At 66.7% G+C, this 16335-nt stretch carries 14 protein-coding genes; 6 read left to right on the top strand and 8 right to left on the bottom strand.

Translation table 11 applies throughout. The features are described from left to right. Positions 1 to 80 precede the first annotated feature (80 nt). The gene (locus HAV18_RS07865) at positions 81 to 500 is read left to right on the top strand and encodes an ATP--cob(I)alamin adenosyltransferase (RefSeq protein WP_166954482.1); all 420 of its coding nucleotides are present in this window, start codon (positions 81 to 83) and stop codon (positions 498 to 500) included. Between the two features lie 99 nt (positions 501 to 599). Beyond that, positions 600 to 1601, top strand: coding sequence for a LysR family transcriptional regulator (locus tag HAV18_RS07860; RefSeq protein WP_166954480.1), 1002 nt, complete (start codon positions 600 to 602; stop codon positions 1599 to 1601). A 25-nt stretch (positions 1602 to 1626) separates the two neighbouring features. Here the strand turns inward: HAV18_RS07860 and HAV18_RS07855 are convergent, their stop codons facing one another. The 3 genes from HAV18_RS07855 to HAV18_RS07845 form a co-directional block, all read right to left on the bottom strand. Further along, positions 1627 to 2898: a type II toxin-antitoxin system HipA family toxin gene (locus HAV18_RS07855; protein ID WP_166954479.1), complete on the bottom strand. Its 1272-nt coding sequence runs from the start codon at positions 2896 to 2898 to the stop codon at positions 1627 to 1629. Next, positions 2895 to 3407 carry a helix-turn-helix domain-containing protein gene (locus HAV18_RS07850; RefSeq protein ID WP_166954477.1) on the bottom strand — a complete coding sequence of 171 codons (513 nt, stop codon included), beginning with the start codon at positions 3405 to 3407 and terminating at the stop codon, positions 2895 to 2897. The genes HAV18_RS07855 and HAV18_RS07850 overlap by 4 nt, the downstream gene beginning before the upstream one ends. 197 nt (positions 3408 to 3604) lie before the next feature. Next, positions 3605 to 4525 carry a LysR substrate-binding domain-containing protein gene (locus tag HAV18_RS07845; RefSeq protein WP_166954475.1) on the bottom strand — a complete coding sequence of 307 codons (921 nt, stop codon included), beginning with the start codon at positions 4523 to 4525 and terminating at the stop codon, positions 3605 to 3607. 108 nt (positions 4526 to 4633) lie between these two features. Between HAV18_RS07845 and HAV18_RS07840 the strand changes: the two genes are divergently transcribed. Both HAV18_RS07840 and HAV18_RS07835 read left to right on the top strand, forming a co-directional pair. Continuing rightward, entirely contained in the window at positions 4634 to 5716 is a 1083-nt protein-coding gene (locus tag HAV18_RS07840; RefSeq protein WP_166954473.1) for a tartrate dehydrogenase, read from the top strand. 219 nt (positions 5717 to 5935) lie between these two features. Further along, positions 5936 to 7246, top strand: a complete 1311-nt coding sequence (locus HAV18_RS07835) for an MFS transporter (protein WP_166954471.1) — start codon at positions 5936 to 5938, stop codon at positions 7244 to 7246. A gap of 88 nt (positions 7247 to 7334) precedes the next feature. Here HAV18_RS07835 and HAV18_RS07830 read toward each other — a convergent pair whose 3' ends face one another. The 5 genes from HAV18_RS07830 to HAV18_RS07810 all read right to left on the bottom strand — a co-directional run bounded on the left by HAV18_RS07830 (position 7335) and on the right by HAV18_RS07810 (position 13646). Beyond that, the gene (locus HAV18_RS07830) at positions 7335 to 8129 is read right to left on the bottom strand and encodes a polysaccharide lyase family 7 protein (protein WP_166954469.1); all 795 of its coding nucleotides are present in this window, start codon (positions 8127 to 8129) and stop codon (positions 7335 to 7337) included. Positions 8130 to 8479: 350 nt separating this feature from the next. After that, on the bottom strand, positions 8480 to 8977 hold the full coding sequence (locus HAV18_RS07825) for a shikimate kinase (RefSeq protein WP_166954467.1): 498 nt from the start codon (positions 8975 to 8977) through the stop codon (positions 8480 to 8482). Between the two features lie 238 nt (positions 8978 to 9215). Next, complete coding sequence (gene argG / locus HAV18_RS07820; RefSeq protein ID WP_166954465.1) at positions 9216 to 10550, bottom strand: argininosuccinate synthase; 1335 nt, start codon at positions 10548 to 10550, stop codon at positions 9216 to 9218. A gap of 329 nt (positions 10551 to 10879) precedes the next feature. After that, positions 10880 to 11950, bottom strand: coding sequence for an FUSC family protein (locus HAV18_RS07815; RefSeq protein ID WP_166954463.1), 1071 nt, complete (start codon positions 11948 to 11950; stop codon positions 10880 to 10882). 163 nt (positions 11951 to 12113) lie between these two features. Next, a complete protein-coding gene (locus HAV18_RS07810; RefSeq protein ID WP_166954461.1) occupies positions 12114 to 13646 on the bottom strand; it encodes a diguanylate cyclase in 1533 nt (510 codons plus the stop codon). Positions 13647 to 14237: 591 nt separating this feature from the next. Here HAV18_RS07810 and HAV18_RS07805 point away from each other — a divergent pair. Next, the gene (locus tag HAV18_RS07805; RefSeq protein WP_166954459.1) at positions 14238 to 15773 is read left to right on the top strand and encodes an amino acid permease; all 1536 of its coding nucleotides are present in this window, start codon (positions 14238 to 14240) and stop codon (positions 15771 to 15773) included. Positions 15774 to 16037: 264 nt separating this feature from the next. Further along, complete coding sequence (locus tag HAV18_RS07800) at positions 16038 to 16283, top strand: DUF3717 domain-containing protein (protein WP_043178075.1); 246 nt, start codon at positions 16038 to 16040, stop codon at positions 16281 to 16283. Positions 16284 to 16335 lie beyond the last annotated feature (52 nt).

Here is a 16335-nt window from a genome sequence, read left to right as displayed (position 1 = left end):
GCAAGCGGTTGGCCGGGACGATAAATGACGCCGTGGGCCTCGATCCATAAAATGAGAATTGTTCTCATCTGGAGGCCGACATGCAAATCACCACGACCGAATTCCCGTTTGTCTGGTTGCGTTACGCCAGTGCGCCGCGTACCGACCCCACTCACTTGCTCGCCGAACTCGACGCGTTGCTGGCGCGCCGCGAACGCTTCGTCCTTCTGACCGACGACGCGCCGTCCGGCGACGATCGCAGCGCCGACGATCACGAAATACGCAAGCAGCTCGCGAAATGGAGCAAGGCGAATCGCGATCAGTCGCGTGAATGGATCCCCGCGATGATCGCGATCGAGCCCGATGCGGCGCGGCGCGTGGCGCTCGACGCATTCTCGGGCGCGTTCGAGAAGGTATGGGGCTATCCGCTGAACGCGGCGGCCACCCGCGACGATGCGCTCGCGCTGGCGCAGCGGCTGCTCGACGAACCGGCGCGCGGCGCCGTGGCGGCGAACGGTTGAACCGTCTGCCGCGCCGGCGGCGCGGCGTTCCTCGATACGCATACACGGCGGGCGCGCAAGCGTGTGCCGCGGCATGCGGCAAACATGCAGGGGTGTCCGGTGGACAATCCGATCCGCGCGATGCGCATCTTCACGCGCATCGTCGAAATGAACAGCTTCACGCGTGCGGCGCAGGTGCTCGGCATTTCGCGCGCGACCGCGACGCGAACCGTGCAGGAACTCGAAGCGGCGCTCGGCATGCCGCTGCTGGTGCGCACGACACGCGCGCTGCGCGCGACGCCCGAAGGCGACGCGTATTACCGGCGCTGCCTGCGCATCACGGCCGACGTCGACGATCTCGAGGCCAGCATTCGCGGCGCCGCGCTGAATCCGAGCGGGCCGCTGCGCGTCGAGCTGCCGACGGCGGTCGCGGATGCGATCGTGCTGCCGGCGCTCGGCGAGTTTCATGCGCGGCATCCCGATCTGGTGCTGACGCTGGGCGTATCCGGGCGCCCGGCCGATCGCATCGGCGACGCGGTCGACTGCAGCGTCCGGCTCGGCGAACTGCCCGATTCGTCGCTCGTCGCGCGCCGGCTCGGCACGCTCGAGCGCGTGACCTGCGCGAGCCCCGCGTATCTCGACCGCCATGGCGTCCCGCGCACGCTCGACGATCTGGCCGGTCATCGCGCGGTCGGCGGGGCGTCCGCTCCTGGTCAACGCGTGGCCGAACTCGATTTCACGGTGGATGGCGCGGTGAGCAAGGTGCGGCTCGACGGGATCGTCAGTGTGGAGGACGAGCAGGCGTACCTGGCGTGCGGCGTGCACGGCCTCGGGCTCATCCAGCCGCCGCGCGTCGCCGCGCAGCCGCTGATCGACGCGGGGCGGTTGCGGGAAGTGCTGCCGCGCTGGCGGCCCGATGCGATCGCGGTGTCGGCCGTCTACGTGAAGCGCCCGCATGTGTCGCCCGGCGTGCGCGCGTTCGTCGACTGGATCGCGGAGCGGTTTTCGGATGCGTCGCGGGACCTCGAGGGGCTCGTCGTCGCGGGGGGCGTGGTGCGGCGGCCGGCGCCGGAAACGATCGAGGTCGACGATCGCGCGGGCAGTGAGGTCGCGATGGCGTGAAGGACGCGCGGTGGACGAAGAACGATCAAGCGCTCGCGAGATGGAACGCGCCGGCCATTCGCTCCTGTTCCCTGGCAGGGAGCGCGAGCCGCGTCGCAAGCGTTCGCCACTGACCGACGATACCGCTGAAGTCGTCGATGATCTCGTCGGCGTCCTGCAGCTTGAGCCGAAAATACTCGCATACCTCGCGGGCGAGTTCGAGGTCGAGTGCGTTGTCGGCTTCCGTAATGTTGAGCTTGAGCCCGTCGGCGACGGCGACAGGGTTCATGTCGTAGGCCGCCGAGAGCCGCCACCCCGCACCCGGCACCAGAATGAAGCCGTGATTGCGGAGATGGTCGTCGGTGTTCGAGACCAGCAAGTTGAAGACGATTCGCGCCCATAGTTCGCGCAAGTCGGCGTTCGGCTGCGCGCCGTGCCGCATGAGCACTTCCGCCAGTTCCAGGTAGCTGACGCCAGTCGACGCATCGTCGCCGTCGACGTGGTTGGTCATGGTCATCGCCGACGCGAAATGCAGGCGTCGGCCCTCCGCCGTCCGATCGAATCGCCGAACCAGGAAGCAGTGATGGTCGCTGGCGAATTTTCTTGCCTCGGCGTGCGCGACGTTGAGGCCGCAACCCACCGCGAGCGCATTGACGACCATCTCCCAACCGCCGACGTCGTAGTCGTCGCGCGCGCTCGGAAACTTCGCGATATAGAGGCGGCCTTGATCGTCGGCCACGCTTGCCTTGGGTCTTGCGCCGCCGAGCGAGCCGCCGGGGGCGATGAGCATCGACAGCCAGTCGCGCCCGTTCGGGGCGGTATTGTCGACGTCTTCCTCCAGCGCGCGACTCGCGTGCTCCAGTTCGCGGATCTCGGCAAACGGCGGTGCCGCGAGATCATGACGGTCGTCGAGGAATTCTCCTGAATCGTCGAGCTTGTAACGCAACGCGCCGACGCGATACAGATCGTGCACGCCAAGCAGGTAGTCCGATTCGTGCAGGCGAGTGCCTTTCGGTTGCAGGCCGGCGCGAATGTCACGCTCCAGCCTGCGATCCATCAGCATGCGGCCCCATCGATCGGGACTGGAGTCGGCGAAGGCGCCGAACGCGTCTCGCGGCGGTGCCGGATATTGGGGGCCTTCGAAGCAACCGATTGCAGGATCGATCTGCACGTTCGCGAATTCGGGTGCCGCCAGCGCGGCAGACGCATACTGGAACTCGAACCGCTCGCTCGCCCGCGTCTTGCGGCTGTGCAGGAGTCCGAGCTTGTGTGGTTCCGCCAAGCCGTCCCAATCTGCGTAGACACCGATCGTCGTCATTTCCCTCGATGCTCCCCGTGCCGTTTTCGTGCCGGCTTCAGCAACGCCGCAAGGTCGGCCGCCGTCGTGCCGCGGACATCGCCGCGGTCGGTGGTGTCGGAAGCGGCGCTGCCTGCGTCGGTCGTTTTCGTGGCGGAAGAAGCGGTTGCACGATTGCGCCGCTCGGGCCCCGACGATGCGGCAGAGGACGGAGGCGGCGCGGTTCGTCGTTCGGGCCGCGGTTGGACGAGCCGCGCGTCTTGAAGCTGGCGGCCGAATTCGTCCGTGGCGGCGAGATTTTCCAGATCGTTCTGGAGCCCCAGAACCTGCATGACGGACAGATACGCGCCCATGGTGACGCCCGACCCGCCGGCTTCCAGTGAACGGAGCGTCATCGGCGACATGCCGGCGCGTTCCGCGACCTGCTTGGCCGTCAGTTTCCGGCGCAGGCGCGCAAGTTTCAGCCGCTCGCCGAATTCGGCGAGCAACTGGTTCGAGACAGGCAGGAGCGGGGCGGTCTTCTTTGCCATGAAGCTAATATTTCAACGTTTTGCTAACAAAGATGCCAAAATATTAGCACACTCGACGCGCTTCATGGGCATCTTGAGGGTTGGATGGGTGTCCGGGGTGCTGATATTTTGGCGATTTATACAAAAAATAGCCAAAATATTAGTGTTTTTGTGTGCGTTCCCTGCGCGCGGAGCCGCCGTGCGTGCCGTTCCGACTCCTACACCGTCCTCAACCGCCCCAGCTCGTCCGCCAGAAAATCCACGAACGCCCGAATCCGCGCGGACATCTGGTGCCGCTGCGCGTACACCGCGTAAATGTCGGCGCCCGGCGTTTCGTGGTCGGGCAGCACGACGACCAGGCGGCCGTCGGCGAGATAGTCGCGCAGGTCCCACTCCGCGCGCATCAGGATCCCGTGCCCGTCGAGCGCCCACTTCACGGCGATCTCGCCGTCGTTCGTCGTCAGGTTGCCGTTGATCCGCACGGCTTCCGTATTGCGTGCCGTGCCGCGCCCGCTCGTCAGGCGCCAGATCCCGTAACCCTCGTCCCCCTGCCGGATGCCGATGCAGTTGTGCCGCGTCAGGTCGTGCGGCGTGCCCGGTGTGCCGTGCCGCGCGAGATAGGCGGGCGCCGCGCACAGCAGCCGGCGGTTCGGCGCGAGCCGCCGCGCGACGACGCGCGTATCGGGCGGCTCGCCGAAGCGGATGCACACGTCGAACGCGTCGTCGGTGAGCGGGGGCGGCATCACCGACAACTGCAGTTGCACCGACACTTCCGGATACCGCGCGACGAAGCGCGAAATCGCGGGGCCGACGTGGCTGCGCCCGAAACCGAGCGTCGCATTCACGCGCAGCAGGCCCTTCGGGCGTTGCTTCGCGCTGCCGAGCAACTCGCCGAGTTCGTCCATCTGGTCGAGGATCCGGCGTGCGTAGTCGAGATACACGTCGCCTTCGGGCGTCAGCATCATCCGCCGCGTCGTGCGGTTCACGAGCGTGACGCCCGCGCGCCGCTCCATCTGCGTGAGCCGCTTGCTGACGGCCGCCGCGGTCAGGCCGAGTTCGCGCGCGGCCGCGCTCAGGCTGCCGGATGCGGCGAGCGTCGAGAAGAAGCCGAGATCGGCCGGCTGGACGGTATCCGCCATGACGGGATTCGTGAATTAAAGTTAAAGATGCTTTGAGTCTAGCACCGGTTCCTGCACTTCTGGTTCGGTAAAGTGCCTCCACGCAGACGATCAATCGAGGATGTGCACATGAAGACCTACCGTATCGCAACGATCCCCGGCGACGGGATCGGCAAGGAAGTGGTGCCGGCCGGCAAGCAGGTGCTGGAGGCGCTGGCCCGCGGCAGCGACCGCTTCGCGTTCGAGTTCGAGGATTTCGGCTGGGGTGCCGATTACTACCGCGAGCACGGTGCGATGATGCCGGCCGACGGCCTCGACGCGCTGCGCGGCAAGGACGCGATCCTGTTCGGCTCGGCGGGCGATCCGGACGTGCCCGATCACGTGACGCTGTGGGGGTTGCGCCTGAAGATCTGCCAGGGCTTCGACCAGTACGCGAACGTGCGCCCGACGCGCATCCTGCCCGGCATCGACGCGCCGCTGAAGCGCTGCGGGCCGGACGACCTGAACTGGGTGATCGTCCGCGAGAACTCCGAGGGCGAATATGCGGGCGTCGGCGGCCGCGTGCACCAGGGCCATCCGATCGAGGCTGCGACCGACGTGTCGATCCTCACGCGTGCCGGCGTCGAACGCATCATGCGCTTCGCGTTCCGGCTCGCGCAGTCGCGTCCGCGCAGGCTGCTGACCGTGATCACGAAGAGCAACGCGCAGCGGCACGCGATGGTGATGTGGGACGAGATCGCGAAGCAGGTCGCGCAGGAGTTTCCCGACGTCACGTGGGACAAGGAACTCGTCGACGCGGCGACCGCACGCATGGTCAACCGGCCGGCGTCGCTCGACACGATCGTCGCGACCAACCTGCACGCGGACATCCTCAGCGATCTCGCTGCCGCGCTCGCCGGCAGCCTCGGCATCGCACCGACCGGCAACATCGATCCCGAGCGTCGTTATCCGTCGATGTTCGAGCCGATCCACGGTTCCGCGTTCGACATCATGGGCAAGGGGCTCGCGAATCCGGTCGGCACGTTCTGGTCGGTCGTGATGCTGCTCGAACACCTCGGCGAAACGGAAGCCGCCGCGCGCGTGATGCAGGCGATCGAGGCGGTGACGTCCGACCCGTCGCTGCACACACGCGATCTCGGCGGCAGCGCGACGACCGCGCAGGTGACGGCGGCTGTCTGCGAGCGTGTCGCGAACGCGGCGATCGCAGTCTGACGACAGGGGCGGCGAGCGTGGCGACGTGCGGGCTGGCCGCGACGTAGCGGCGGCGCGCATGCGCAGCCGGTAACCGGCCGTCGCCCGTTCATCGTCCTCCCGTTTCCCTGCCCGCGACTCGCGCATCCGACGCGAGCCGGGCACTAGCCCGCCCGCTTCGCGGCGGTGCCGGCAAGCATTCACAGACAGAGCACGGCTCGACCTCGAAGGAGGAGACACATGCAAGCGGATCTGGAAACCCGCGTCGCGCGGAAACTGATGTGGCGCATCATTCCGTTCGTGATGCTGCTTTACTTCGTCAGCTTTCTCGATCGCGTCAACGTCGGCTTCGCGGCGATGACGATGAACAAGGCGATCGGCCTGTCGCCGACCGCGTTCGGGTTCGGCGGCGGCCTGTTCTTCATCGGCTACTTCCTGTTCGAAGTGCCGTCCAACCTGATTCTTCATCGCGTCGGCGCGCGCATCTGGATCGCGCGCGTGATGATCACGTGGGGGATCGTGTCGGCCGTGTCCGCATTCGCGGCCGGGCCGACGAGCTTCTACGTGCTGCGCTTCCTGCTCGGTGTGGCCGAAGCCGGATTCTTCCCCGGCATCATCCTGTACCTGAGCCTGTGGTTTCCCGCGAAGCAGCGCGCGGTGGCCGCCGCGTGGTTCATGGCGGCCGCGCCGATCTCGACCGCCATCGGCTCGCCGCTGTCGGGCGCGATCATGCAGATGCCGCCGATGTTCGGGCTCGCCGACTGGCAGATGCTGTACATCGTCGAAGCGCTGCCGGCGGTCGTGCTCGGCTTCGTCGTGCTCGGGTGCCTGACCGATTCGCCGTCGAAGGCCGCGTGGTTGCGGGCGGACGAGCGCGACTGGCTGGTCGCGAAGCTGAGAGCCGAAGCCGATGCGCGCCACACCCATGCCGGGCATACCGCCGGTGCGTGGCAGGCGCTGCGCGATCCGCGCGTGCTGGCGCTTGCGCTGATCTACTTCGGCACGTCGGCGGGGCTGTATACGCTCGGCCTGTGGGCGCCGCTGATGGTCAAGCAGTTCGGCTTCACCGCGCTGCAGACGGGGCTGCTCACCGGGATCCCGAGCATCGCCGCCGTCGTCGCGATGATCGTCTGGGCGCGGCATTCGGATCGCAGCGGCGAGCGCACGTGGCACGTCGTGATTCCGTGCGTGCTCGCATGCATCGGCTTCGTGTTTGCGGGGCAGGCGAGCACAGCGCTCCTCACCGTGCTCGCGCTGGTCGTCGTCAACATCGGGATCAGTGCCGCGAAGGCGCCGCTGTGGGCGATGCCGAGCGCGTTCCTGTCGGGTGCCGGCGCGGCGGCCGGCATTGCGATGATCAACTCGATCGGCAATCTCGGCGGGTTCGTCGGGCCGTTCGCGATCGGCTGGCTGAAGCACGTGACGGGCGGGTATGCCGCGGGGCTCTACGTGGTGGCGGGCACGCTCGCGGTGTCGGCGGTCGTCACGCTGATGCTGAGCCGCAAGGGGGCGAGGGAGGAAGCGGTGACGGGCGTGCGGCATCACCCGTAAGCCGGGCATGCGCAGGCGTGTACGTCGAAACGCCGGACAGGCCGTTGTGCGGCTGTCCGGCGACATGCTGCGTCAAACGGTTGCGTGCTCAACCATGCGTGAGCGTCAGCGCATAGAACTTCACGATCGTGCCGGGCGTCGTCAGCGGTGTGCCGGACACGGCCGTCTGGTCGTAGTCGCCTGCCTTGAAGTAGAAGCTCTCGCCGTCGAAGCTCGAGTCCATCGTGAAGGTCTTGGTCGTGCCGTTCGCCGTGACGGTGATCGTCGTGCCGCTCAGGCTCAGCGCATAGCTGAACTTCTTGCCGACACCGATCGTGGTGATCGGCGTGGTCGTTGACTTGCCGCCCTGGTTGGTGCTTTCGAGCAGCAGCTGCACGACGCCGCCGGACGTGAACTGCAGCTCGCACAGCGGCTTGCTCGGGCCGCTGCCCTGGAAGATCTGGCCGATCGTCGTGTGATCGGGCACTTGCGTGACGGCCACCGTCGCATTCAGCCGGTTCGTGCCGGAGGTCGGCCAGATCGTGTTCTCGCGCAGCTCCGTGCGCGGATGCAGTGAGCCGGACGTCGTCCAGCCCTGCGTCGGGTCCATCATCACCATCGATCCGTCGCTGCCGTCCGTGTAGAAATACGTCGGGTTCACGTAGCCGCCCGCGAGCGACGAGCCGCTCACCGTGTTGACCTTGCCGGACGAACCGGTCGGCAACTGCAGCGTGAACGGCGCGAGGTTGAAGTTCGAGCCGGGCGGGTTCGACAGGCTGAGCGCCATCGCGGTGGCCTGCTGGCGCGCGGCGGCGGCCGGGCTGGCCGGGTCGTCGCCGCCGCACGCGGACAGGGACGCAAAGGACAGAACGGCGACAACGCACGGGATGATCCTGTTCTTCATAGTGTCTCTCTCTGATGGTCCGTGGCTGGATGCCACGTTGTGGATAACGTTTTCCTTTTAAGGCTCACGATCGTCGAAATGAGATCGGTCGCCCGTAGAAAGCACTCCAAAATACAGAAAGCAGGTGTGACTTGGTGGCGGGTGAAACGACGCGAAAACGCGAGAAATGCTGAAACTTTCGATCGGCTTTCCAGGTGTCGGGATCGCCCGACCGGGAACGATCCTAACAAGAAGCGCCAGGGGAGTAAACGTTTTCCTATCGTGTCATGTTGCGCTTTGCCTCGATGCCACGGCAGGCGTGATTCGTGTGTCGTCGGCGTGAGGTACGCGTACGGGCGCAGTCGCAGGCGTTACGACTCCGTCGCTGCGACGCGCTGCGCGATACGGGCCGCGCAAGCGTCGGGCGTCGCATCGGACGTATCGAGCACCATCTGGCTGAACGGCCGCGACGCATAGCCTTCGCGATACATCTCGGCGATCCGGTTGCGCTCCCAGTCCGTCAGCGCGCGCGAGCCGCGATTCGACGACGCGATCGCTTCAGGCGGCGCGAGCGTCACGACGAACAACCGCGCATCGCGTGCTTCGCAGGCGGCGCGCAGCCGCTCGAATTCCGCTTCGCCGATCGGATAGGCGATGACCAGATGGCGCTCACGTGCGGTCGTGATCTGCGTGACGAGACGTTCGAGCGCGATCGCCCACTGCACGTCGAACGGTGCGTCTTCGGGCGCATCGTGATCGTCGCCGTCGATGAAGCGCGCATCGGGCAGCACGCGTGCGAGCGCGCGACCGATCGTCGTCTTGCCGCTGTTGATCGGGCCGTTCACGTGGATGACGGTAAGGCGGGGCATGAGTAGCGCTGGAATCGGAAGACTCGCAGCTTGCCATGACTGGCGCGGTGGTGCAGAGCCGTTGGTGCGTCACGCGGCGCGATGCGAATACGGAGGGAAAGGCGGAAAGGCGGAAAGGCGGAAAGGCGGAAAGGCGGGGAGAGGGAGCGGCAGGCTGCGTGCGCGAAGCGGATCCGCCCACGCAGCCTGCCCGGCCGTGCCGCATCCAGCGATGCGGCACGGCGTCGAGCGAAGCGACTTACTTGTCGTCGCCCTTGATCTGCGGCAGCGCCGTGTTTTCGCCCGGCGTCAGCAGGCCGACTTGCGAATACACGCGCAGCTTGTCGCGCGTATCGGTGATGTCGAGGTTGCGCATCGTCAGCTGGCCGATCCGGTCACGCGGCGAGAACGTCGAGGCAACCTTCTCCATCGACAGGCGTTCCGGCTGGTACGTGAGGTTCGGCGACTTCGTGCTCAGGATCGAGTAGTCGTTGCCGCGGCGCAGTTCGATCTTCACTTCGCCGGTGATCGCGCGCGCGACCCAGCGTTGTGCGGTTTCACGCAGCATGATCGCCTGCGGGTCGAACCAGCGGCCCTGGTACAGCAGGCGGCCGAGACGGCGGCCGTTCTCGCGGTACTGCTCGATCGTGTCTTCGTTGTGGATGCCGGTGACGAGACGCTCGTACGCGATGTACAGCAGCGCGAGGCCTGGGGCTTCGTAGATGCCGCGGCTCTTCGCCTCGATGATCCGGTTCTCGATCTGGTCGCTCATGCCGAGGCCGTGGCGGCCGCCGATGCGGTTCGCTTCCAGCAGCAGCTCGACAGGGTCGGAGAACTCGACGCCGTTCAGCGCGACCGGCTGGCCGGCTTCGAAGCGCACCGTCACTTCTTCGGCAGCGATCTTCACGTCGTCGCGCCAGAACGCGACGCCCATGATCGGGTTCACGATCTTGATGCCGCTTTCGAGGCTTTCGAGATCCTTCGCTTCGTGCGTCGCGCCGAGCAGGTTCGAATCGGTCGAGTAGGCCTTCTCGGCCGACATCTTGTACGCGAAACCGGCCTGGTTCATGAATTCGGACATTTCGGCGCGGCCGCCGAGCTCGTCGATGAACGTCTGGTCGAGCCACGGCTTGTAGATCTTCAGATCCGGGTTCACGAGCAGGCCGTAGCGGTAGAAGCGCTCGATGTCGTTGCCCTTGTACGTGCTGCCGTCGCCCCAGATGTTGACGCCGTCTTCCTTCATCGCGGCGACGAGCATCGTGCCCGTCACGGCGCGGCCGATCGGCGTGGTATTGAAGTACGTGACGCCGGCCGTCGTGATGTGGAACGCGCCGCTTTGCAGCGCCGCGATGCCTTCGGCGACGAGCTGCGCGCGGCAGTCGATCAGGCGGGCGCCGGCTGCGCCGTATTCGATCGCGCGTTTCGGGATCGCGTCGTAATCGTCTTCGTCGGGCTGGCCGAGGTTCGCCGTGTATGCGTACGGGACGGCGCCCTTGAGTTTCATCCAGTGCAGTGCAGCGCTGGTGTCCAGGCCGCCGGAGAAGGCGATACCGACCTTCTGGCCGGTCGGGAGGCTTTCGAGAATCGTGCTCATAGGAATTACCGTGGATTGAAGCCGGTGGGATCGTATTTCGCGGAATATGCGAGTATCGGCTGTCCGGGAAGTTGGGGCAAGGGCTGATTTTTGCGCGGAACCGTCGTCGGGCCTGTCGCGGCGGGCCTGGCGGGCGGTTAACCAGGTGGAGAACGCCACGCAAGCCGGCGCGAAATCGCAGCAGGAACAGGCATCGGCGAGCCCCGCCGCTGGCCGTGTTTCCGGGGCCTGATCGACCGAAGGACGGGGCTGCCGCCGTCAGGATGCCGGTGCGTCGCGCCGAAAGGCATATGAAAGGCGAGCACGCGAAGCCCGGATTCCCGCGGACGTCAGATGTTCCATGACTGCGCGGTGTCGAGCAGCTTCTCGCGCAACTGGTCGACTTCCACGGCCAGCTTGGCCGTGATCGACACGTAGCCGGACAACTGCGGCGGCGGTGCGTCGTGCGGCGGGTCGGCCGGCCGGCGGCGCGGCGAGAGCCGGCTCGGCGTGCCGAACTTGAGTGCGCGGCTCGCGCCGACCAGCGTGTCGCGGATGCGACGGTTCACGGCCTTCATGTCGACGCGCATGTATTCGCGGGCCGCGATGTCGTCGCGGGCCGGCACCGCGCTCGACAGGATCTCCAGATAGCCGATGCACAGGCGCAGGCTGCGCTGGATCGCCTCGAGCTGCATCATCGACGTCTCGCATTCCTTCGACACCGACGGCATCAGCGAGCGCAGCTGCACGAGCAGCGCGCTCAGTGCGGCCATTTCCTTCAGGTGCGCGTCGTCGCTCACCTGGCGGTCGCCCGCGAGCCGCGCATGCACGGCCGCGCACGCGCGCAGCGCGTCGGCGAGCTTGTAGCGCCACGAGTAGGTCGCATAGAGCGGCAGCGCGAACGAGAACGCCAGCGCGATCGCGATGCCGGTCAGCACGTTCACCGCACGCCACAGGCCGTCGACGATCTCGTTGTCGCCGTGCCCGGCGACGATCACCATCGTGATCGCCGACAGCAGCGCGATGTAGCCGGCCTTGCCGATCGCGTGATACGCGCAGAAGCCGCACGCGAGCGCCATCAGCAGGTAGATCGCGAGCGGCGCGTGCACGACCGAATACAACAGGATCAGCCCGAGCCCCGCGAGTGCGCCGATCGACGTGCCGAGCGCGCGCTCGGCCGCCTTCTTGCGGATGTTGCCGTGATGCTGCAGCCCGCCGACGACGATCAGCACGGTGATCGTCGACCACTCGCCGTGCGGCACGTTCAGGCCGGTGGACAGTGCGATCGACACGAGAATCGCGAGCGCGACGCGCGCCGCATGGATCAGCTTCGCGTGCCGGTAGCGGCGGTACGGGTCGAGCAGCGGGCGAAGCGCGTTGCGCAGGAGCGGCGGCAGCCGGGTCGGGAGCGGGGTGGTCATGGTGGAGCTGGAGTGGCCGGAACGCGCATGGCGGCCTGCGCGGGCCGGCGCCGCGCCGCATGCGCAGCAGATGTAACGCTAGCCGAACGCGGGAAGGCTGTCCACGGTGCGGTCATCCGGCCTGGCAGGCCGCTGCGCAACTTCACGTCGCGTCACGCCGATGTCATGCGTCCGCGGTGCTCTGCTGCGCTTCCAGCACGCGGTTGCGTCCGCCGGACTTCGCGCGGTACAGCGCCTCGTCGGCACGCCGCAGCAGCGTCGCGGCGTTCAGGCGGCCGTCGGCGGAGGTCGCCGCGCCGATGCTCGCCGTGACACGCCCGTACGGGCTTTTCGCGTGCTCGATGCCGAGTTCCGCGATCGCGCGCCGGATGCTCTCGGCGACGGTCACCGCGCCTTGCGCATCGGTGTCGGGCAGCGTCACGACGAATTCCTCGCCGCCGTAGCGCGCGACGTGATCGCCGTCGCGGCGCAGGCAGCTCGACGCGGTCTGCGCGACGCGCCGCAACACGTGGTCGCCGGCCGGGTGGCCGTAGTAGTCGTTGAACGCCTTGAAGTGATCGACGTCGACGAACAGCACCGACAGCGGGCGGCCGCTGCGTGACGCACGCTGCGCCTCTTTCGCGAGCACCGTGTCGAACCTGCCGCGGTTGTCGAGGCCCGTCAGCGCATCGGTGTGCGCGAGCCGGTACAGCTTCGATTCGGCGACCTGCCGGCGCTTCAGTTCGCGCGACAGCGCCAGCGACCCCCACGCGATGAACCCGGTGAACAGGCACATCAGCACGACGGTCCAGATCGCGCGGTGGTGCCATGACGCGTAGACGTCGACCTCGGCCGGCGCGACGTCGACGATCAGCGGCAGGCCGGGGAGATGCTTGTATACATAGATGCGCCGCACGCCGTCGATGCTGCCGATGCCCGACAGCACGCCTTCGCGGCTGCGCAGCGCCTCGATGAACAGCGGCGAATCGCGCAGGTCGATGCCGACCACGCGCGCGTCGTAAGGCAGGCGGCTCACGAGCATCCCGTTGAGCTCGGCGATTGCCGCGCTGCCGTGCTTGCCGACTGCGAGGCCGTCGAGCAGCGCGCGGAAGTAGTCGATGCTGAGCGTGCCGACGACGACACCGCCGAACGAGCCGTCGGGCAGCGTGATCCGGCGGCTGAGCGCGATCGTCAGCGCGCCGCCGCGCAGCCGGGACGCGTACGGCCGGCTGAGATAGAGGCCCTGAGCGATATTGTTGCGGTGCACGGTGAAATAGTCGCGATCCGCAAAGTTGCCTTGCCGCGCGGGCGACGCGCTCGAATCGATCACGATATTGCCGTGCGCATCCATCACGAACAGCGACCCGAGATATTCGCCGGTGGCGGCGCGGTCGAACAGCAGCCGGTGGCGCTGGCGCGGCGGCAAGGTCATCAGTTCCGGATCGGCCACGCCGTCGACGACGTTCTGCAGCGACAAATCGTAGAGTTCGATATTGCGCGCGATATCGCGTTCGATCAGCAGCATCAGGTTGCGTGCATTTTCGACCGCATGGTCATAGGCATCGCGCCGCGCCTCGATTAAAAGCGACGTGGAAAGCCCCCAGCTGAACATCAGCAGCACGATCCCCGCAACGAGTACGCCGCGGGGCGACAGAATGCGTGCCACGATCGACGCCGTATGGCGGCGCAGCGCGGCGGGCAGCGTGAATGACTTCATCCTCGAGGGGCTGGCGGGCGGCGGATTTCGCGTCGTTGGCGATTCCGCTCGCTGTTTATTTCGAATCGGGCCGCATTATCTCGCGAATTCCCGACATTCGCGTGCACATGCAAAACATGCATGCGGATACGGCGATTCGAAACGATTACGCATCATTACCGCTTTACGTACGGGTGATTTGATTTGAATCAATTGCCGATATCGGTTGTATTGTCTGAATAATCCCGTGATTACCCGGCGATTTTGTATGTCGGTGCGGTATCGGGAGGAGGGCGACAGGACGGCGGAGAAACACCGGGGGGATCGGAAAACCGGATAACCACCCGGCGCATGTGGTTTTACGCCGGCATGCGGCCACGGCCCGCTCAGGACGCGGCCAACTCCTTGATTCTGCGAAATCTCCGCGGCGGTGGCGGGCGGCGGCACCTGAGCTGCCCCCGTGACGAATCAGGTAGAATCCGCGCTTCGCCGCAGGCGCCCACCGCGCAACGCGTATCGGGGCCGCATCGAATGCATCGCAGGACGCGCACCGCGCTCCGATTCCGCATGCGCCGGCTACGGATGCCGGCCCGCTCAACGTTCGTCTCGTTTATGTCCGCAACTCCGAAATCCGACCAACCCGGTTCGTCTTCGAACCCACCCAAGCTTCATCGCGCGCTGAAAGCGCGCCACCTGACGATGATCGCCATCGGCGGCTCGATCGGCACGGGCCTGTTCGTCGCGTCCGGCGCGTCGATCTCGCAGGCCGGCCCCGGCGGCGCGATGGTCGCGTACATGCTGATCGGCCTGATGGTCTACTTCCTGATGACGAGCCTCGGTGAAATGGCCGCGTTCATGCCGGTGTCGGGCTCGTTCGCGACCTACGGCGCGAAATACGTGGACGAAGGTTTCGGCTTCGCGCTCGGCTGGAACTACTGGTACAACTGGGCCGTGACGATCGCGGTGGAGCTGGTTGCCGCGCAGCTCGTGATGCATTACTGGTTTCCGGACGTGCCGGGCGTGTGGTGGAGCGCGGCGTTCCTCGGCGTGATGTTCCTGCTCAACGCGCTGACCGTGCGCGGCTTCGGCGAAGCCGAATACTGGTTCGCGCTGATCAAGGTTGTCACCGTGGTCGCGTTCATCGGCGTCGGCCTGCTGATGATCTTCGGCATTCTGAAGGGCGCGCCGAGCAACGGCTGGGGCAACCTGACGATCGGCGACGCGCCGTTCGCGGGCGGCCTGCCGGCGCTGATGGGCGTCGCGATGATCGCCGGCTTCTCGTTCCAGGGCACCGAGCTGATCGGCGTCGCGGCCGGCGAATCGGAAAACCCGCGCACGACAATCCCGCGCGCGGTGCGCCAGGTGTTCTGGCGGATCCTGCTGTTCTACGTGTTCGCGATCTTCGTGATCGGCGTGCTGATTCCCTATACCGACCCGAACCTGCTGAAGACGGACGTGACCGACATCGGCGTGAGCCCGTTCACGCTCGTGTTCCGCCACGCGGGCCTCGCGTTCGCGGCCGGCGTGATGAACGCGGTGATCCTGACGGCCGTGCTGTCGGCCGGCAACTCGGGCATGTATGCGTCCACGCGGATGCTCTACACCCTCGCGACCGAAGGCCGTGCGCCGAAGATCTTCGCGAAGCTGTCGCGCGGCGGCGTGCCGCGCAACGCGCTGTACGCGACGACGGCCGTCGGCGCACTGTGCTTCTTCACGTCGCTGTACGGCGACAAGACCGTGTACCTGTGGCTGCTGAACACGTCGGGGATGACGGGCTTCATCGCGTGGCTCGGCATTGCCGTCAGCCATTACCGGTTCCGCAAGGGTTACGTGAAGCAGGGCTACGCGCTCGACCAGCTGCCGTACCAGTCGAAGTGGTTCCCGTTCGGCCCGCTGTTCGCGTTCGTGCTGTGCCTCGTGATCGCGCTCGGGCAGGACTATCAGGCGTTCCTCGCGAACAAGATCGACTGGGCCGGCGTGACCGCGACCTATGTCGGCATTCCGCTGTTCCTCGTCGTGTGGCTCGGCTTCCGGTTCCTGAAAAAGAGCCGTTTCGTGCGCTACGAAGACATGGAAATCGCGCCGTGGATTGCAGCGAACCGTGGCGCGCAGGCGCAGCCGGTGGCGAACCGCGAAACCGCGGGCTGACGCGGGCGCGGCACGCGGCCGCGCGACATGCGATGAAACGGGAAGCCAGGCGCTTCCCGTTTTTTTTGCCCGGCTTTTGCCTGCACGGGGTCAAAGCCGGTTATATTGCCCGACCCTACCGGGCCTCGGCCCGGCCGGCGCGAGGCGCGCAGCGCGGATCGGCATCCGGCGCGCGCGGTGTGCGGCGGCCGGCAAAATGCCCGGCGTTTTCATCGTTCCATCCGGGCCGATACGGCCCGCGGAGCGCGCAACCCAGAGGAATCCATGAGCGCATCACCCGCCGAGCGGAAGGCCGGACCCGTTTCCATCGTGCGACTCGAAGCCGCGATCAACGCGTGGCGCGAAGTGTACCCGCCGGCGCCGGACGGCGAGGACGGCTACGCGCTCGACGCCGGCAGCAATTGCCTCGCGGAACTGTACGGCACGATGATCTGCTACCAGTTGCCGGACGTGCCGCTCGACTCGCTGAGCGACGCGCAGCGCGACGCGCTCTACGCGACCGAGGTGTGACGGCCGGCGCGTGACGCCGCCATGCCGCGGCGTCGATGAAGCAACGGGAAGC

Origin of the sequence: Burkholderia sp. D-99, from assembly GCF_011605345.1 — a bacterium.
In the GTDB taxonomy this organism is placed as follows: Bacteria; Pseudomonadota; Gammaproteobacteria; order Burkholderiales; family Burkholderiaceae; genus Burkholderia.
Note: the sequence above shows the minus strand (reverse complement) of the source record. Positions and strands in the feature narration are given on the sequence as shown.